This window comes from Lysinibacillus sphaericus (assembly GCF_000600105.1).
Lineage (GTDB): Bacteria > Bacillota > Bacilli > Bacillales_A > Planococcaceae > Lysinibacillus > Lysinibacillus sphaericus.
In genome coordinates this window covers 3428893-3447208 of record NZ_CP006837.1, presented here as the reverse complement: position 1 = coordinate 3447208, position 18316 = coordinate 3428893, and the positions used below count along the sequence as shown (strand labels likewise).

The 18316-nt window shown below is 38.5% G+C and carries 18 protein-coding genes and 1 pseudogene; 18 read left to right on the top strand and 1 reads right to left on the bottom strand.

Annotated elements, in window-relative coordinates; all coding sequences use genetic code 11:
* Nucleotides 1-32 precede the first annotated feature (32 nt).
* The 17 genes and pseudogenes from T479_RS16680 to T479_RS16600 all read left to right on the top strand — a co-directional run bounded on the left by T479_RS16680 (nucleotide 33) and on the right by T479_RS16600 (nucleotide 17185).
* Nucleotides 33-398 (top strand): CidA/LrgA family holin-like protein, encoded by a 366-nt coding sequence (locus T479_RS16680; RefSeq protein WP_024363812.1) that lies wholly within the window; start codon nucleotides 33-35, stop codon nucleotides 396-398.
* A complete protein-coding gene (locus tag T479_RS16675; protein ID WP_024363813.1) occupies nucleotides 395-1114 on the top strand; it encodes an LrgB family protein in 720 nt (239 codons plus the stop codon). Before T479_RS16680 ends, T479_RS16675 begins: the two co-directional genes overlap by 4 nt.
* Before the next feature lie 133 nt (nucleotides 1115-1247).
* Nucleotides 1248-2234, top strand: coding sequence for an FtsH protease activity modulator HflK (gene hflK / locus T479_RS16670; RefSeq protein ID WP_025220302.1), 987 nt, complete (start codon nucleotides 1248-1250; stop codon nucleotides 2232-2234).
* Nucleotides 2234-3235: a protease modulator HflC gene (hflC, locus tag T479_RS16665; RefSeq protein ID WP_025220301.1), complete on the top strand. Its 1002-nt coding sequence runs from the start codon at nucleotides 2234-2236 to the stop codon at nucleotides 3233-3235. The genes hflK and hflC overlap by 1 nt, the downstream gene beginning before the upstream one ends.
* Nucleotides 3236-3599: 364 nt before the next feature.
* Nucleotides 3600-4031, top strand: a complete 432-nt coding sequence (locus tag T479_RS16660; RefSeq protein WP_025220300.1) for a hypothetical protein — start codon at nucleotides 3600-3602, stop codon at nucleotides 4029-4031.
* A gap of 177 nt (nucleotides 4032-4208) precedes the next feature.
* Nucleotides 4209-6868 (top strand): annotated as a pseudogene (gene polA / locus T479_RS16655) (DNA polymerase I).
* A gap of 11 nt (nucleotides 6869-6879) precedes the next feature.
* Complete coding sequence (gene mutM, locus T479_RS16650) at nucleotides 6880-7752, top strand: bifunctional DNA-formamidopyrimidine glycosylase/DNA-(apurinic or apyrimidinic site) lyase (protein WP_025220299.1); 873 nt, start codon at nucleotides 6880-6882, stop codon at nucleotides 7750-7752.
* Nucleotides 7753-7765: 13 nt separating this feature from the next.
* Nucleotides 7766-8359: a dephospho-CoA kinase gene (gene coaE / locus T479_RS16645; protein ID WP_025220298.1), complete on the top strand. Its 594-nt coding sequence runs from the start codon at nucleotides 7766-7768 to the stop codon at nucleotides 8357-8359.
* A gap of 379 nt (nucleotides 8360-8738) precedes the next feature.
* Nucleotides 8739-9761: a glyceraldehyde-3-phosphate dehydrogenase gene (locus tag T479_RS16640; RefSeq protein WP_025220297.1), complete on the top strand. Its 1023-nt coding sequence runs from the start codon at nucleotides 8739-8741 to the stop codon at nucleotides 9759-9761.
* Between the two features lie 169 nt (nucleotides 9762-9930).
* On the top strand, nucleotides 9931-10401 hold the full coding sequence (nrdR, locus tag T479_RS16635; RefSeq protein ID WP_024363821.1) for a transcriptional regulator NrdR: 471 nt from the start codon (nucleotides 9931-9933) through the stop codon (nucleotides 10399-10401).
* Between the two features lie 18 nt (nucleotides 10402-10419).
* The gene (locus T479_RS16630) at nucleotides 10420-11793 is read left to right on the top strand and encodes a replication initiation and membrane attachment family protein (RefSeq protein WP_038509878.1); all 1374 of its coding nucleotides are present in this window, start codon (nucleotides 10420-10422) and stop codon (nucleotides 11791-11793) included.
* 24 nt (nucleotides 11794-11817) lie between these two features.
* Nucleotides 11818-12747, top strand: coding sequence for a primosomal protein DnaI (gene dnaI, locus T479_RS16625; protein ID WP_227665470.1), 930 nt, complete (start codon nucleotides 11818-11820; stop codon nucleotides 12745-12747).
* Nucleotides 12748-13140: 393 nt separating this feature from the next.
* The gene (thrS, locus tag T479_RS16620; protein ID WP_025220295.1) at nucleotides 13141-15075 is read left to right on the top strand and encodes a threonine--tRNA ligase; all 1935 of its coding nucleotides are present in this window, start codon (nucleotides 13141-13143) and stop codon (nucleotides 15073-15075) included.
* 394 nt (nucleotides 15076-15469) lie between these two features.
* Complete coding sequence (gene infC / locus T479_RS16615) at nucleotides 15470-15973, top strand: translation initiation factor IF-3 (protein ID WP_024363824.1); 504 nt, start codon at nucleotides 15470-15472, stop codon at nucleotides 15971-15973.
* A gap of 31 nt (nucleotides 15974-16004) precedes the next feature.
* On the top strand, nucleotides 16005-16205 hold the full coding sequence (gene rpmI / locus T479_RS16610; protein ID WP_024363825.1) for a 50S ribosomal protein L35: 201 nt from the start codon (nucleotides 16005-16007) through the stop codon (nucleotides 16203-16205).
* 58 nt (nucleotides 16206-16263) lie between these two features.
* A complete protein-coding gene (gene rplT / locus T479_RS16605; RefSeq protein ID WP_024363826.1) occupies nucleotides 16264-16623 on the top strand; it encodes a 50S ribosomal protein L20 in 360 nt (119 codons plus the stop codon).
* Between the two features lie 289 nt (nucleotides 16624-16912).
* Nucleotides 16913-17185, top strand: a complete 273-nt coding sequence (locus tag T479_RS16600; RefSeq protein WP_024363827.1) for a DUF1294 domain-containing protein — start codon at nucleotides 16913-16915, stop codon at nucleotides 17183-17185.
* Nucleotides 17186-17228: 43 nt separating this feature from the next.
* On the opposite strand, the gene T479_RS16595 is transcribed toward T479_RS16600, so the two are convergent.
* A complete protein-coding gene (locus T479_RS16595; protein WP_024363828.1) occupies nucleotides 17229-17624 on the bottom strand; it encodes a hypothetical protein in 396 nt (131 codons plus the stop codon).
* A 104-nt stretch (nucleotides 17625-17728) separates the two neighbouring features.
* Between T479_RS16595 and T479_RS16590 the strand changes: the two genes are divergently transcribed.
* Nucleotides 17729-18214: a dUTP diphosphatase gene (locus T479_RS16590; protein ID WP_025220294.1), complete on the top strand. Its 486-nt coding sequence runs from the start codon at nucleotides 17729-17731 to the stop codon at nucleotides 18212-18214.
* The last annotated feature ends 102 nt before the right edge of the window (nucleotides 18215-18316 follow it).

The following is an 18316-nucleotide window of genomic DNA, read 5'->3' as shown; positions in this document are numbered from 1 at the left end:
TAGTAGCATAAAAAATTGAGAGAAGGTTGACCATGAAAATCGTCAAAAGTTTCGTGCAAATTGGCTATCTTTATATAATATTATTTATTGGGAATAGCATTGCTCGTTTACTTCACTTGCCGATTCCCGGTAGTATAATTGGACTTATTTTATTATTTTTAATGTTACAGTTTCATCTTATTAAATTAGAATGGATTGAGTTAGGCGCAGGGTTATTACTTAGTGAATTGTTATTATTTTTCATACCTTCCGCGATAGGTATCATTGATTATGATGCATTATTCGGTATACAAGGCGTGAAAGTAATACTTGTTATTTCAGTAAGTGCATTTGTAGTAATGTTAGTGACAGGTTATACTGCGCAGTGGTTAGAGAGAAAGAAGGGTGATGCTGCATGAACATAGTGATTGCTGTCATCAGTTTATTAGGGACCATTGCGATTTTTTATGCTTGCAAAGCGCTCTATCAAAAGTTTCGTAAAGAATGGCTTACACCAATTTTGATTAGCCCGTTAGTTATTATTTTATTGTTGCTAGTAACTGGTACATCCTATGAATCTTATAATGCAGGGGCTGATATTTTATCGAATTTATTAGGGCCTGCAACCGTTGCATTTGCTGTACCGATTTATAAAAATTTTGATCTATTAAAAAAACATGCATTTGAAATTGTCCTTAGCATTGCAATCGGATCAGCCGTTGCAATCGCTTCTTCCTTTATTATAGCGTTAGTAGTTGGGCTAAATGATGAGCTAGTTCATAGCTTAGTGCCACGGTCTGTCACAACGCCTATTGCGATGGATATTTCCAATATGATAGGTGGTTCACCTACGCTTACTGCGGTTTTTGTTATGACAACGGGTATTTTAGCTAGCCTACTTGCACCAATCGTGATGCGGATATGTCGTTTCCAAAAGCCATCTGCAAGAGGGTTAATGCTTGGCATGGGTGCGCATGGAACGGGTACGTCAAAAGCATTTGAATTAGGGGAACTAGAAGGTACTTTTGCTAGTTTAGCGATGATTGTAGCTGCCCTAATAAGCATCGTGTTGTCAGCTACATTTTTCCCAGTGTTAGAACATTTCGTTATGAATATCCTGTTACCTTCACGGTGACGGGATATTTTTTGTAATTGTATGTGTGCCAGTCACTCAAACAATTTATCTAATTTTACTTTATGAAATTATTTTGAATCTTTTTATGAAATATCCCGTATACAATAGTACTAAGCATAAGGGAGGAACAGACATGAGTGTGAAAAGGACACTAATGATGGTAGGGCTTGGGATTTTCGGCATTGTAGCACTAATCGCTGTATTTACTTCATGGTACACAGTCGATGAATCGGAGCAAGCAGTTGTCATCACGTTTGGCCGTGCTGATGAAACGGTAACAAATCCAGGTTTACATTTTAAATTGCCTTGGCCTGTACAATCCGTCGAGATTTTGTCAAGAGAAACATTTAGTTTACAGTTTGGCTATAAGCAAAATAAAGAAGGTGAATTGGAAGCTTATGATGCTGAAACGAAAATGATTACAGGTGATGAATATATTGTTTTAACAGATCTTGTAGTGCAATGGAAAATTACAGATCCTAGCAAATACTTATTTAATGCACAAAATCCAGAAGAAATATTACATAGCGCTACATCAAGCGCCATTCGCTCAATCATTGGTAGTTCAACAATTGATGCTGCGTTAACAGATGGAAAAGCAGATATTGAAGCCGAAACAAGAGAATTGCTTGTTTCACTTATAGATAAATATGATATTGGGATTGGCGTATTAGGTGTCAAATTACAGGATGTAGAATTACCGAATGCGGAAGTACGTGCGGCATTTACTGCAGTAACAGATGCACGCGAGATGAAAAATACAAAAACGAATGAAGCGCAAAAATATAAAAACCAACGCATTAGTGAAGCGAAGGGTGAAAAAGATGCCATCATTTCAAAAGCAGATGGTGCGAAAACAGCTCGTATTGAGCAAGCTCATGGGGATGTTGCAGTCTTTAATAAAATGTATGAACAATATAAAGGTAACCAACAAATTACGCGAGAACGTTTAATTTTAGAAACGCTCGAAAATGTTCTTCCGAAGGCACAAATTTATATTATGAATGATGATGGTAGTACGATGAAGTATTTGCCATTACAAGCATTACAACCAACAGTACAACAGGAGCCAAAAGAACAGCAGGCACCAACAGATAAAAAAGAAGGGAGCGGTAATTAATGGACCAGAAAAATAAAGATCTTGAAAAATTTCTAAATTTTTTATCAGGGAAATCAAAAAATACTGCTCCAAGTGATGGAGACAATGTTATCAAGATGTCAAAAAAGGGCCCGTTGAATCCTAAAAAATACATTTCTCTTGTTGTCACATTAACTGTTGTTTTTGCTATTGCCAGTATTCTTTTTGCTAATGTATATATCGTAAAAGAATCTGAATATGCTGTTGTTCGACAATTTGGGGAAGTAGTAAAATTTGAACGTGATCCAGGGCTTAAAATGAAAGTACCATTTATTCAAAGTGTAACAACGCTACCCAAAAATCAAATGACCTATAATATTTCAGAGGAAGAGATTAATACAAAGGACAAAAAACGTATCATTATTGATAATTATGCAGTATGGCGCATTACAGACCCGAAAGCACTAATCTCCAATGCGGGTACGCTGACGAAGGCAGAATCTAGAATGGAGGAGTTTATTTATTCTGTCATTCGAACAGAGCTTGGTCAACTTAAATACGATGAAATCATTAATGATGAAAATTCCTCTCGAGGTAGTTTAAATGATCGTGTAACAACACGTGTGAATGAATTATTGATAAACGATAAATACGGAATTGAAGTAGTAGATGTACGTATCCGTCGAACGGATTTGCCAGCAGAAAATGAGCAGTCTGTATTTACGCGTATGGTTTCAGAACGACAATCAACTGCACAACTATATTTATCAGAAGGTGATGCGGATAAACGCCGTATCGAAGCACAAACAGATAGAGAAGTGCAAGAAATGCTAGCAACAGCCAATAAAGAAGCAGCATTGATACAAGCGGAAGGAGAAGCGGAGGCAGCGAAAATTTACAATAGCTCCTTCTCTAAAGACCCAGAATTTTATTCGCTCTACCGTACGTTAGAATCGTACAAGAAAACAGTTGGTGAGGATACGGTGATTATCTTGCCGTCTACTTCACCGTATGCAAAAGTGTTATCAGGCTATATAAAGTAATACTGGAATCCTTGCAGGGGTTAATAAAGAATATACTAAATATAATAGATAGTACTAGTTGTTAGGAGCTAAGCGGTGACTTCTGCTCAGAACGCACACAGTGTAAGACGCGGGCATTCCGCGCGTTAGCGAGGGTTGCGGCTTACTGTGCTGAGCGGAAAGTACCGCTGAAGTGGACAATAACGGCGCAGCAAAAAAGTGTTAGATTGACGACAATCAATCTAACACTTTTTCTCTTTTGACCTTGTAGTAATGCTAGTATCCAAACTATGAAATTAATTCTAACAAATAATTGGTTGTGTTATAGACTGCTATTTTCTGATAAAATGATGTTGTTTAGAAATGATAGATGGGGGTAATAGCTGTGAAACTAACCATTAGCACGTGGCTCCAAAACTTAGGGATTGCTTGTAGCATCGCATCGTTTTTTACACTTTTCTTTCGTATATCTGATTTTGCTTGGATGACGAACAGTGTTTATCATATACCGGTATTTTTTGTTATTTTATTTTTATTAGGATTAGTCATTGCAGAGGATGTACGCAAAGCTTCTAAAAAAATATTTTGGTACGAGAAACGGCAAGAGAAACGCCCAATTTGGCAGGTGGGCATTGGTTTTATTTTCTTCCTCGCGCAAATCGGCGTAGTCATGGTGTTTAGTGCAGGACTAACACAGTTAAAACTAGGCGGTATGCCGCTATTTTTTGTTATTGCTTTTATGAATGCTTTCATGATGACCGTTATTTATGAGGAAATTTTCTTTCGTAAAGAAAGAGCTAAAAATGTTAGTCAATAAGAGTAGAGTCGATTGCATGTGCAATTGACTTTTTTTATGGATTTAACGGAAAATACCATGGAATGTTGCGTGATTTTAATTTTTCAACTGATCTGCGTCCCTATGATTGGTAAAAAGTCTGTTTTCCCGATAAAGTAGAGGAAAGAGGCATTTTCAAACATACGTTTTCGTTTTACAATGAAAAGAACGACGACTTCAGGAGGAAATAAGATGACTAAGGAAAAATTACTATTACTAGACGGTAATAGTTTAGCTTACCGCGCTTTTTTTGCATTGCCACTGCTGACAAATGATAGCGGTATTCATACCAATGCAGTGTACGGCTTTACAACGATGTTGCAACGAATTTTGGAGGAAGAACAACCGACGAAGATGCTCGTTGCTTTCGATGCAGGTAAAACGACATTTCGTCACGATACATTTACGGAATATAAAGGTGGCCGTCAAAAAACGCCACCAGAACTTTCAGAGCAGTTTCCTTATATTCGCAAACTGATTGATGCTTATGGAATTAAACGCTATGAACTAGACATGTACGAAGCGGACGATATTATTGGTACATTGGCAAAAGAAGCAGCAGGACAAGATATGGAAGTAATTATCGTGTCAGGAGACCGTGACCTTACCCAGCTCGCAACGGATAAGGTAACAGTGTATATTACGAAAAAGGGCATTACGGAAATCGAAAAAAACACACCTGCATTTATCGAAGAAAAGTATGGCTTAACACCTCTTCAAATTATAGATATGAAAGGTTTAATGGGGGATGCCTCTGATAATATTCCTGGAGTACCTGGTGTTGGCGAAAAAACAGCTGTTAAATTGTTAAAAGAGCATGGCTCAGTTGAGGCACTGTATGAAGCGATGGATACGTTAAAGGCTTCCAAGATGAAAGAAAAGCTTGTTGCCAATGAAGAGCAGGCATTGATGAGTAAAAAGCTTGCTACAATTTTTACTGAAGCACCGATTGATTTAACGTTAAATGACCTTGCTTATGGTGGACCTAACGAAGAAGAACTAATTAGTGTGTGGCAGGAGCTCGGCTTCAAATCACTACTAGATAAAAGTAATTTTACTGTGGAAGAACACCAACAGGCACCATTTGCTTTTGACATTGTACAAGTAGTGAAGCCAGAGCACTTAAAGGACGTTATGGCGATACATGTAGAGTTAGAAGATGAGCATTATCATACTTGTCAGCCACTAGGTATTGCTTTAACGGATGGCACAGCTACGATTTATGTGCCATTTGAAGTGGCTTCTACATCTGATTTGCTACGTCGATGGTTAGAAGACGCTACGAAGATTAAATATATAACAGATACGAAGGCAGCACAGGCGGCTTTAAAGCGTGTAGGTATTCGTTTAGCAGGGGTGGAGTTTGACCTATTGCTTGCATCCTATATTAATAACCCTGCACTTAGCGGTGATGATGTGGCAACACTTGCAAAAGATTTAGGCTATCGAGAAGTACAAGCAAATGAGACGGTCTATGGTAAAGGAGCAAAACGTGCTATACCAGCAAGTGATGTACTAGCTGAACATGTTAGTCGTAAAGCGTTTGCTGTGTGGACATTACAACCTAAACTAGAGGCATTGTTAAAGGAAAATGAACAGTTTGAACTGTATAAAAACTTAGAACTACCACTTGCGTCGATTTTAAGTGAAATGGAAAGTGAAGGGATTACAGTAAATCGTGCCACACTTGAAACGATGGGGCAGGAGCTAAATAATAAATTAGTAGTGATTGAGCAGGAAATTTATGCGGAAGCGGGCGAAGCATTCAATATAAATTCACCAAAGCAATTAGGCGTTATCCTTTTTGACAAGCTAGGTTTACCAGTGATTAAAAAACGAAAACAGGTTATTCCACAGCAGCAGATGTGTTGGAAAAATTAAAGCCAGAGCATGCCATTATCGAGCATATTTTACTGTACCGTCAGCTCGGTAAGTTACAATCAACGTATATTGAAGGCTTGCTAAAAGAAATTCATAAAGAAGACGGAAAAGTACACACACGCTTCCAACAGGCATTGACGTCAACAGGTCGACTAAGCTCAACGGACCCTAACCTACAAAACATTCCAATTCGTTTAGAGGAAGGGCGAAAAATTCGTCAGGCATTTGTGCCATCACAAGAAGATTGGATTCTTTTCTCTGCGGATTACTCTCAAATTGAGTTGCGTGTACTTGCTCATATGTCAGAGGATAAAAACTTAGTGGAAGCTTTCCGTGAAGGCATGGATGTTCATACACGTACCGCGATGGATGTTTTCCATGTAACCGCAGAAGAAGTTGATAGCAACATGCGTAGAGCTGCCAAGGCAGTTAACTTCGGTATCGTGTATGGCATTAGTGATTATGGATTATCACAAAATTTAGATATCACACGTAAGGAAGCAGCCGTTTTTATTGAGAAATATTTTGACAGCTTCCCTGGTGTAAAAAACTATATGGATGAGATTGTCCAAGATGCAAAATTTAATGGTTTTGTCACAACGTTATTGAATCGTCGTCGTTATTTACCAGATATCACGAGTTCGAATTTCAATCTACGAAGCTTTGCAGAGCGCACAGCGATGAATACGCCGATTCAAGGAAGCGCGGCAGATATTATTAAAAAAGCAATGATTGATATGGATGCTCGCTTGAAAAAGGAAAACATGCAAGCAAAACTTCTTTTACAGGTGCACGATGAATTAATTTTTGAAGCGCCTAGAGAAGAAATTGCCTTGCTCGAAAAAATTGTACCAGAGGTTATGGAAAATGCCATTGAGTTGATTGTTCCATTGAAAGTGGACTTCAACTATGGGGCAACTTGGTACGAAGCAAAGTAAGGAGGGGTAAAATGCCTGAATTACCAGAGGTAGAAGGTGTCGTGCAGGCATTAAAGCCGGAAGTTGAAGGTCGCACAATTAAGCAGGTTCAACTGTCAGAAATTGTCCGCTTTTCTTATGATGAAGGAAAGCAATGTATCGTTAAGCAAGCTGAGCCCGATGCATTTGAAATGGCATTATCTCAAATGACGATTACGAAGATTGAGCGCCGTGCTAAATATATATTTTTTCATTTGGTGAAAGAAGATGTTTCCTATGTATTAGTCAGTCATTTAGGCATGACAGGTGCATGGTTTATCGTCAACACGCCTGAAGAAATCAATGAAGAAAAATTTAAAAAGCATATCCATGCGACTTTTCAAATGGCAGATGGTGGCTATTTAATTTATTCAGATATTCGCCGTTTTGGTGAGTTGCGATTTTTAACGAAAATTGAAGATCATGCGCCACTGACAAAAATGGCGCCTGAACCGTTTGATGAGATAGCATGTGATTATTTTATAGCCAAATCCTTGCTACCGAAATACGAGAAAAAGGCTGTTAAAGAAGTCATTATGGACGGACAAGTGATTTCGGGCTGTGGCAATATATATGCGACAGAAGCATTATTTGCTCAAAAAATTCACCCAGCCCGCAAAATGAACCGCATAAGTGAAAAACGAAAACGTGCACTTTTTGGGGCAATTGTTGACGTCCTGCGTCAAAGTATTGAAGCGGGAGGTTCAACGATTTCGGATTATCGTAATATTAATGGCGAGGCAGGAAGCATGCAAAATCGATTACAAATGTACGGTAAAAAGATATGCCCAGTGTGTGGAACAGGGACGAGTCAAATGACAATTGGTGGACGTACATCTGTATATTGTCCAAATTGTCAACATTAAAGGGGAATTTACTATGATTATCGGACTAACAGGAAGTATTGCAAGTGGTAAAAGCACAGTCGCCAAAATGATGACAGCGCTTGGATTACCGATTGTCGATGCAGATGTTGTAGCACGTGATGTTGTGGAACCAGGAACGGAGACGTTGGCACTTATTGTCCAAAATTTCGGTGTAGACATTTTACTTGAAGATGGCAACTTAAATCGTCCAAAGCTTGGGGATATTATTTTTCATGAGCCGGCGAAACGCAAAATTTTAAATGATATTATGCATCCTGCTATTCGTCAGGAAATGTTACGCCAACGCGATGCATATATAGAGGCTGGACAAAAGCATGTCGTGATGGATATTCCATTACTGTTTGAAAGTAAATTGGAGCATTTTGTAGAGCGAATACTTGTTGTTTCAGTTAGTGAAGAGGTGCAACTTCGACGATTAATGGAGCGCAATCAATTATCAAAGGAAGATGCGCTAGCTCGTATGCATTCACAGTTACCCATGTCTGTGAAAGAAAAAAGTGCACATGCGGTGATTTACAACAATGAAAATTTACAACAAACAGAAGAGCAGTTAAAGAAAATTCTGACGCATTGGGGCGTACTTTAGTCAAAAAGAGCAATGTTAATTACTACACAGAGAAGCTCCAAAAAGGCATCGAGAGATTATTCTTGATGCCTTTGTTATTTTTCACCTTTTTGTACCACATCTTAGGTTAGTTTGCGTGCTCGCCCATAGAAGAAATCAACCAGTATGTAGCCAAAGGCATTCTAGGCACAGCAATTATTGCTGTGCATTTTTTTGTTTATAAGCGTAATAATAAGCATGAAGTACTGAATTTTTTTATTTCAAAAAAGGTGCTATTTTTCAGAAAATAAGAACTTTTTTATTATGGATATATAATGTTCATCTTTTTTAAAATTGTGTTATACTAATTAGCATAAAGTATATAATGAATATGAGTATGCACTCACAGGAGGATTTTATAATGACAGTATCAGTTGCTATTAACGGTTTCGGACGTATCGGACGTATGGTTTTCCGCCAAGCGATCGTACAGGAAGGTTTAAATATTGTTGCAATTAACGCAAGCTACCCAGCGGAAACGTTAGCACATTTGATTAAGTATGACACAAATCACGGAACATTCGAAGGTACGGTTGAACCAGCAGACGATGCTTTAATTGTAAATGGTAAACGTGTCCAAATTATTAGCGAACGTGATCCATTAAAATTACCATGGGCTACAATGGGCGTGGATATTGTAATTGAAGCAACTGGTAAATTCAATGATCGTGAGAAAGCAGCAATGCACCTTGAAGCAGGCGCAAAGAAAGTAATTTTAACAGCTCCAGGTAAAAACGAAGATGTTACAATTGTTTTAGGTGTAAATGATGAAAAACTTGATGTTGAAAAACATGATGTTATTTCAAATGCTTCTTGTACAACAAACTGCTTAGCACCGGTTGCAAAAGTGTTAAATGATACTTTTGGTATCGAAAGCGGTTTAATGACAACAGTTCACGCATATACAAATGACCAAAAAAACTTAGATAACCCACATAAAGATTTACGTCGTGCGCGCGGTTGTGCACAATCGATTATTCCAACATCTACAGGTGCTGCAAAAGCATTAAAATTAGTGTTACCAGAATTAGAAGGCAAAATTCACGGTATGGCACTTCGAGTTCCAACACCAAACGTATCACTAGTTGACCTTGTTGTAGATTTAAATACAGATGTGACAGTTGATTCAGTTAATGCTGCATTTGTCAAAGCGGCAACAGAAGGGCCGATGAAAGGTATTTTAAACTTCTCAATTGAGCCGCTAGTATCTGCTGATTACAATACAACAACATACTCATCTACAGTTGATGGACTTTCAACAATGGTGATGGGTAACCGTAAAGTAAAAGTACTTGCTTGGTACGATAATGAGTGGGGCTATTCTGCACGTGTTGTAGACCTAGTGCAAAAAGTTGCAAAAGCGCTAGAAACAGTTAACGCATAATGAACGCTATTGGCACATTGAAATCTTATGGTTTCAATGTGCTTTTTTTTGCAAGTTAGGATGTAAAGCAAATTGTTTGAGTGCCTGGCACCAAATGAACTTTTCTTATTTGTAGGAAATTTGTTATAATACAAATATCAAATTGTTGTGGAATCAGGAGAGTAAAAATATGAGATGTCCTTCTTGCCAATTTAACGGAACACGCGTAGTGGATTCGAGGCCAGTAGATGATAATAAAGAAATTCGTAGACGTCGTGAATGTGAGTCATGTGGCTTTCGTTTTACAACGTTTGAAAAAATTGAAGAAACACCGTTAGTCGTTGTGAAAAAAGAAGGCTCACGGGAAGAGTTTAGCCGCGAGAAGGTGCTGCGTGGTCTTATTCGTGCTTGTGAAAAACGTCCGGTTGCTTTAGATGTTTTAGAGGGACTTGTTCTATCTATTGAAAAAGACCTTCGCCGTATTGGGAACGCTGAGGTACGATCAGAGGATGTAGGAGAAATGGTGATGGATCGTTTGGCAAAAATTGATGAGGTGGCCTATGTTCGATTTGCCTCGGTTTATCGTCAGTTTAAGGATATCAATGTATTTATTGAGGAAATAAAAGAAATTATTCAACGTCAAACAGAGCAAAAATCTTAGGAAAAACAGAGAGGGTGAATGACGTTGATTCATTTGTATAAAGAATTGCAGCCCGCAGATACTTTTGACATTCGTCTACCTCATGCGCTTTCCACGATGGAACGTCAATTAGTAACATTATTTTATCAACCTCTAACGGGTGCTGAACCAATCAGTCTTTATTTAACACTATGGGCTGAAGCAGAGCAAATGCCAAAACAGCAAATGAATCATTATTATTTAATGAATGTGCTAGGACTACCAATCGGTAAAGTGTTCGAAGCACGTATTGCACTTGAAGCAATCGGTTTGTTACGTACTTGGAAAAAAGAAGAGGCAGAACAGCGAAGCTTTTTATATGAGCTTATGCGCCCGCTTGATGCAGATAGCTTTATGAAAGATCCTTTATTATCAATGTTTTTGTTTAGTAAAATCGGAGAGCAGGCGTATCGGAAATTGCGCCAACGTTTTATTCAGCCTATAAGGGGTACAGAATATAAAGATGTATCACGCGCCTTTATGGATGTTTTTAAACCGGTTAATACCAATATTCCTACCGATTTGCAGGGTGGCATTGATAGCAAAGAAAATGCACAAAAGGTCTACCCGTTTTATTTTGAGCAATTTGATTTTGAGTTGCTACAGGCAGGTTTATCTGACCAGTTAGTACCCGCAAATTTGCTGACGCTTGAAGTGCGGGAAACAATTGCCAAATTAGCATTCCTCTATCATTTAACGGCATTGGATATGCAAAAAGTTGTTATTTTAGCGCTTGATGATGAGTTAGGTATTTCACAAGAACGATTACGAAAAGCGGCAGCCGATTTTTATAAGCTTACTGTTTCAAAAGAGCCACCAAAGCTTGCCAAAGTATATGCTCCACCGGTTGAGGAAGATGCTGTTCAAAAAACAAAAGATCAGGAATTGCAACATTATTTAGAGTCAACACCTCCTGTCCAAGTGTTGCGAGATATTAATAACGGTAAAGAGCCATTGCAAACATCTGTACAATTAGCTGAGAGCTTAATCGTGCAACATGGGATGCCGGTAGGCGTGGTTAATGCACTACTTGAATATGTCATGCTATCTACGGATATGAAGCTACCTAAAAAGTATGTGGAAACCATTGCCGATCACTGGGTGCGAAAAAACATTAAGACGGCGAAGGAAGCAATGGAACTTGCACGTCAAGAACATGATAAATATACAACGTGGAAAAATAAACCACAGGCACCAGCTAAAAATAATAATCAGTATGTCAAAGGACGAGCAAATAATCAGCGTAAGGAAAAAGTACCTGAATGGTTTTATAAACGCAATGAGCAACCAGACGAGAGCGCTTCGTCCAGTACAATGGATTTTGAAAAAGAGCGCCAAAAAATATTGGAAATGCTTGGAAAAAGCGATAAGTAAAGTAGGTGAACGGTAATCGAACCAATTAATAAAGCATTAAAAAGAGCTATTAATGTACCATCATTTCAAGAGCGATATGAGGCGATGAGGAGAGAGATTTTAGAACACCCTCGTGTGCAGGCCTTTTTAGCAGAACACGCAGAAGAATTAAGCTACGATGCTGTTGAGCGCAATTTACCAAAGCTACATGAATTTATTAGTCAATCGACAGCGTGCTGTGGTTGTGATCATACAGCGCATTGCACCAATTATCTAAAAGGTTTTATTCCGACATTACGGGTTGTACGCAATACGGTTGAAATTGATTACGTGCGCTGTGAACAAAAGGTACGTGAGGATGAACGTCGGGATGTTGCCAATATGATTGCTAGTATGCATATGCCAAAAGATGTGCTACAAGCGACAATCCAAGATTTAATGATTGATGATGAATCACGTGTGCTTATCGCGCAACGGGCGGCACAATTTGTTAAGAAAACAGAGGAAACAGGGCAGTTGCCAACGAAAGGCTTTTATTTATATGGGAAGTTTGGTGTAGGGAAATCCTTTGTGCTTGGTGCACTTGCGAATGAACTGGCTTCCAAAAAAATTCGTTCCGTGGTCGTTTTCGTACCCGAATTTTTACGTGAAATGAAAAATGCAATCGGTGATAATACGCTAAATGAAAAAATAGATTATGTGAAAAAAGCGCCGGTATTAATGCTTGATGATTTAGGGGCAGAAACAATGTCAGCTTGGACACGCGATGAAATTTTAGGGACAATCTTCCATTATCGAATGGCAGAACAATTGCCAACATTCATTACCTCTAATTTTAACTATGATGAATTAGAGCATCACTTAGCGCAGTCTCAAAAAGGGGATATTGAGGTCGTAAAGGCTGGCCGTATTATGGAACGTGTGAGAGCTTTGACGGAGCCTATAGAAATGCGTGGCAAAAATCGACGTTTATAACATTGACAGTTGCATTTTATGACAATCGAGCGTATACTGTCTCATATACTATATAGCACAATGCAATGATGAGGACATGAATTTTGTGTAACGGCTTTTAGAGAGGGAAGTCATCGGCTGTAAGCTTCCTAGTTTGGACACATTATTTACTACCTACTGAGCAGCGAAAGGGCATATCTTTCGCCGGTCCCTAGCCCGTTAGCTAGCCTTGAGCTTCGTCTGATGATTTTATCGGAAGGAAGAAGGGTGGAACCACGAGCATACGCTTCGTCCCTTTTGTGAGGGACGGGGCTTTTTTGTTTTTCAGGGTTTTTTGTGCAAGCTTACGTTAACCATAAGATTCGCTGCTTCATCATGCATCACTAAATTTAACCAAACAAGGAGTGCAACAAAATGTCAGACATGATTAAATTAACGTTCCCAGATGGCGCTGTAAAGGAATTTGCAAAAGGTACATCTACTGATGATGTGGCATTATCTATTAGCCCAGGACTTCGTAAAAAAGCTTATGCAGGGAAAGTAAATGGAGAATTAGTAGACTTAAAAACACCAATTGAAGAAGATGCAACAATTGCCATTATTACACAAGATGATGAGGCAGCATTAGAAATTCTTCGTCACTCAACAGCCCATTTAACAGCACAAGCGATTAAACGCCTATTCCCTGAAGTAAAACTTGGTATTGGTCCGGTTATTGAAGGCGGCTTCTACTACGATATTGATGCACCAACACCAATTACTGCTGAAGATTTACCAGCAATCGAAAAAGAAATGAAAAAAATTATTGCTGAAAATCTAGAAGTAGAGCGTAAAAACGTTAGCCGTGCAGAAGCACAAGCAATTTATGAAGAAATTGGCGACGAATATAAATTAGAATTACTTGAAGCGATTCCTGCTGATGAGCAAGTGTCTATTTACTACCAAGGGGAATTTTTCGATCTATGTCGCGGTATTCACGTACCATCAACAGGTAAACTACGTGAGTTCAAATTATTATCATTAGCAGGTGCTTATTGGAGAGGGAACTCTGATAACAAAATGCTACAACGTATTTACGGTACAGCTTTCTTCAAAAAAGAAGAATTAAAACACCATCTTCAAATGTTGGAAGAAGCAAAAGAACGTGACCACCGTAAAATCGGAAAAGAATTAGAATTATTCACTACTTCTCAAAAAGTAGGTCAAGGTTTACCACTTTGGTTACCAAATGGTGCAACAATCCGTCGTGTGATTGAACGTTATATCGTAGACAAAGAATTATCGCTTGGTTATAAACATGTCTATACACCAGTACTTGGTTCTAAAGAGCTTTACCAAACTTCTGGTCACTGGGATCATTACCAAGATTCCATTTTCCCACCAATGGAAATGGATAATGAGACATTAATTATGCGTCCGATGAACTGTCCGCACCATATGATGGTTTACAAAAACAGCATGCACTCTTATCGAAATTTACCATTACGTATTGCTGAACTTGGAACAATGCACCGTTATGAAATGTCGGGCGCTGTTTCAGGGTTACAACGTGTACGTGGGATGACGTTAAATGATGCACATATCTTTGTTCGTCCAGACCAAATTAAAGCAGAGTTCCAAAAAGTTGTGCAGTTAATTTTAGAAGTGTACAAAGACTTTGATTTAAAAGATTACTCATTCCGTCTGTCTTACCGTGATCCGGCAGATACAGAGAAGTACTTTGATGACGATGCAATGTGGGAAAAAGCACAAAGCATGTTAAAAGAAGCAATGGATGAGCTTGGCTTAGATTACTTTGAAGCAGAGGGTGAAGCGGCGTTCTATGGCCCTAAACTTGACGTACAAGTAAAAACGGCCATTGGTAAAGAAGAAACGTTATCAACTGTACAATTAGACTTCTTATTACCAGAACGCTTTGACTTAACATATGTAGGTGAAGATGGTAAACCACATCGTCCAGTCGTTATTCACCGTGGTGTTGTGTCAACAATGGAACGTTTCGTTGCCTTCTTAATTGAGGAATATAAAGGAGCATTCCCAACTTGGTTAGCACCAGTACAAGTAGAAGTAATCCCAGTATCAAACGAAGCGCACTTCGACTATGCGAAACAAATCGAAGAGCAGTTGACAGCAGCTGGATTACGTGTTGAAATGGATGACCGTGAAGAAAAACTAGGGTACAAAATCCGTGAAGCTCAAATGAAAAAGATTCCTTACATGCTTGTTATTGGCGATAAAGAAGTTGAAGCTAACGGTGTAAACGTGCGTCGTTACGGCTCAAAAGATTCAGAAACAATTGCATTCGAAGACTTCTTAGCGAATATTAAAGCGGAAGTTGCACGTTTTTAATTGAATAAAGTACTTGATTATCTTTAATTATTTGTACTATAATGACGTATAAACTGTAAGTGTATTACACATACTAATTATGAGATTGTAAAAATATTTGACAATCTAAATTGTACATGCTAATATAATTAAGGTTAATGAATACAAAGTTTGTGGTTGAAGTAGAGGCTGCCCGCTTCTCACCTGATACAACGCTTAGGCTGTGAACAGGTATGACACGTTGAATTGTTTTGCGTACATTTACGCATGCACATATAGCGGGCGGACATCTTCAAAAATGTCCGTCCTTTTTTTATGGACATGACAAGAGGATGTACCGTTCAACCGGGCAAGGCTTTGCCCAAACCATGTATTCGCGACAACTACTTGGAGGTGGATTACTATTAGCAAAGACATGTATGTAAACGAAGGCATTCGCGCACGTGAACTTCGATTAATCGATCACAATGGTGACCAGCTTGGTGTAAAGACACGTAACGAAGCGCTAGAAATCGCCACTCGTGTAAACTTGGATCTTGTCCTTGTGGCCCCTCAAGCCAAGCCGCCAGTCGCTCGTATCATGGACTATGGTAAATTTAAGTTTGAACAGCAAAAGAAAGACCGTGAAATTCGTAAAAATCAAAAAGTCATCGTGATGAAAGAGGTTCGCTTGAGCCCAACAATCGATGAACATGATTTCCAAACGAAGCTACGTAATGCGATTAAATTCCTTGAAAAAGGCGATAAAGTAAAATGCAGCCTACGTTTCAAAGGTCGTGCGATTACACACAAAGATATTGGTCAACGTGTGTTAGATCGTTTTGCTGAAGCTTGTGCTGAAGTATCTACGGTTGAACAAAAACCGAAGATGGAAGGCCGAAGCATGTTCTTAGTTCTTCAACCAAAGAACGAGAAATAATATTAGACGAACAGTTTAGGAGGAATTCGACATGCCAAAAATGAAAACTCACCGTGGAGCTGCGAAACGTTTCAAAAAAACGGGTTCAGGTAAATTAAAATATGACCGTGCTTACGGAAGCCACTTATTCGCAAACAAATCTACGAAACAAAAACGTCACCTACGTAAAGGTAAAGTTGTATCATCTGGTGACTTCAAACGCATCAAATCATTACTTGTTTACATGAAATGATTGACTACACAAAATAAACTAATATTCATTTTTTAATGAAAAGCAGGAGGTAATTCATATGCCACGCGTAAAAGGCGGAACAGTGACGCGCAAACGTCGTAAAAAAGTATTGAAATTAGCTAAAGGTTACTATGGTTCTAAACATACATTATATAAAGTTGCTAACCAAGCAGTAATGAAATCAGGTCAATATGCATACCGTGACCGTCGTCAGAAAAAACGTGATTTCCGTAAATTATGGATCACTCGTATCAACGCAGCTGCTCGCATGAACGGTCTTTCTTACAGCCGTTTAATGCACGGTTTAAAAGTTGCTGGTATCGAAGTTAACCGTAAAATGTTAGCTGACTTAGCTGTAACAGATGCTGCAGCATTCACACAATTAGCAGAAGCTGCTAAAAAAGCAGTAGCGAAATAAAAAAGAGCGACTAAGTCGCTCTTTTTTATTTCTGCCCCGAAAGCGTAAGCGGCAGGGGCAAAATATAAATAAATTTCAGCCCCGAAAGCGTAAGCGGCAGGGGCAAAATATAAATAAATTTCTGCCCCGAAAGCGGCAGAGGCAAAATAAGGTTTCAGCCTCGAAAGCAAAGCGACAGAGGCAAAAGATATTTGGCATTGAAGCGAAGCGACAAGTGCGAATAAATTAGTGTATAGTGAAGACTGGTGGGGTTATTTCATCAGTCTTTTTTACATAGGAGGTTGTTTTAATGGCTCAAGCTTTACTTGCCTATATGGCAATTGTTTCAGTTGTATTGCTTGTTATGATGGGCATGGATAAATCGCGCGCAAAAAAGCATGAGTGGCGCATTGCGGAACGTACGTTGTTTACCTTGGCAATTGCAGGAGGGGCTGTTGGTGGCGTATTAGGTATGTATTTATTCCGTCATAAAACACGCCATAACAGTTTTGCGTTTGGCTTTCCATTGATTGCAGCAATTCAAATTTTTATAATCGTGCAATTATGGAGTAGCTCATTATAAAAAACTTAAATTGTGTAGAATTGTGTGAGTGCCTGGCACATCCTCATGAAGAGGATGTGTCACGCATAAGTTGTTCAATGGGTTGCTTCCAGTTGATTTTAGCGTTAGGATAGTTAAATAAAATTTCTTGTTGGAGATATTCGAAGTCACTCCTTGTAAATCCTTGTAAAGTTGCAGTGTCGCGGGCACCAACGAAAATTGTAACGACCTCAAACGCATCTTCGGTCGTACCCAAGTATTTTTCACCTTCAAATAGCGCACCCTTAAAAGAAATAAAGAAATTCTTTCGAACATTTTTTACGTCATCATAAAAGTAATATTGGCCTTTTTCATAGGCTTCATCGAGTTTTCGTTTAGGATCGGTTATATATCGAATCGCTTTATAGAATACATAGATAATAAGCGCAATCACTGCAAGTCGAATAAGTAATGGTAACATTTAAAAAATTCCCCCTTGAAGAAAGGTTATTCCTACCTATACGATTGGGGGAGACATTTAGTTTCACTTTATACAAAAAAATTTTAGAAATTTAGGAGAAAAAAATGAACTTACAACAATTATTTACGATGCAAAAAGAACTTGATGATTTTATTGCAAAAACACAAAATATTGAACACGATGTCTTTAAAGAGAAAGGTTTGGCATTAATGGTTGAGCTTGCGGAGCTTGCCAATGAAACACGTTGCTTTAAGTTTTGGAGTACGAAAGGACCATCAGCGCGCGAAGTAATTTTAGAGGAGTATGTGGATTCAATTCACTTTATTTTATCGCTAGGGCTACTTAAAGGCTATACGGCTATAGAAAAATGGCCAGTTGTGGAAGATAAGCGTGATTTAACTGAGACATTTTTAATGACACAAAACTATATATTAACATTTATAAGCCACCCAACAGAGCATAGTTATGCAGCAATTTGGCAATGCTATGGGTTACTTGCATATAACCTCGGTTTTACATTTGAGGATGTTGTGTCAGCGTATATTGAAAAAAACGAAGAAAATTATAATCGCCAACGAAGTGGCTATTAATTTACTAGACTAAAAAGTAAAAAAAACATCAATTTTCAGACGACTCACTAGGAATATTTCGGTAAACGAAGTATAATAGAGGGGATACAAGATGTAGGAGGC

Coding starts and splice junctions, on each gene's coding strand:
- coaE (WP_025220298.1), top strand. CDS start 7,766: ATGATTATCGGACTAACAGGAAGTATTGCAAGTGGTAAAAGCACAGTC.
- T479_RS16590 (WP_025220294.1), top strand. CDS start 17,729: ATGAACTTACAACAATTATTTACGATGCAAAAAGAACTTGATGATTTT.
- T479_RS16640 (WP_025220297.1), top strand. CDS start 8,739: ATGACAGTATCAGTTGCTATTAACGGTTTCGGACGTATCGGACGTATG.
- rplT (WP_024363826.1), top strand. CDS start 16,264: ATGCCACGCGTAAAAGGCGGAACAGTGACGCGCAAACGTCGTAAAAAA.
- rpmI (WP_024363825.1), top strand. CDS start 16,005: ATGCCAAAAATGAAAACTCACCGTGGAGCTGCGAAACGTTTCAAAAAA.
- hflK (WP_025220302.1), top strand. CDS start 1,248: ATGAGTGTGAAAAGGACACTAATGATGGTAGGGCTTGGGATTTTCGGC.
- hflC (WP_025220301.1), top strand. CDS start 2,234: ATGGACCAGAAAAATAAAGATCTTGAAAAATTTCTAAATTTTTTATCA.
- T479_RS16680 (WP_024363812.1), top strand. CDS start 33: ATGAAAATCGTCAAAAGTTTCGTGCAAATTGGCTATCTTTATATAATA.
- thrS (WP_025220295.1), top strand. CDS start 13,141: ATGTCAGACATGATTAAATTAACGTTCCCAGATGGCGCTGTAAAGGAA.
- T479_RS16675 (WP_024363813.1), top strand. CDS start 395: ATGAACATAGTGATTGCTGTCATCAGTTTATTAGGGACCATTGCGATT.
- T479_RS16595 (WP_024363828.1), bottom strand. CDS start 17,624: ATGTTACCATTACTTATTCGACTTGCAGTGATTGCGCTTATTATCTAT.
- infC (WP_024363824.1), top strand. CDS start 15,470: ATGTATGTAAACGAAGGCATTCGCGCACGTGAACTTCGATTAATCGAT.
- T479_RS16630 (WP_038509878.1), top strand. CDS start 10,420: ATGACGTTGATTCATTTGTATAAAGAATTGCAGCCCGCAGATACTTTT.
- nrdR (WP_024363821.1), top strand. CDS start 9,931: ATGAGATGTCCTTCTTGCCAATTTAACGGAACACGCGTAGTGGATTCG.
- mutM (WP_025220299.1), top strand. CDS start 6,880: ATGCCTGAATTACCAGAGGTAGAAGGTGTCGTGCAGGCATTAAAGCCG.
- T479_RS16600 (WP_024363827.1), top strand. CDS start 16,913: ATGGCTCAAGCTTTACTTGCCTATATGGCAATTGTTTCAGTTGTATTG.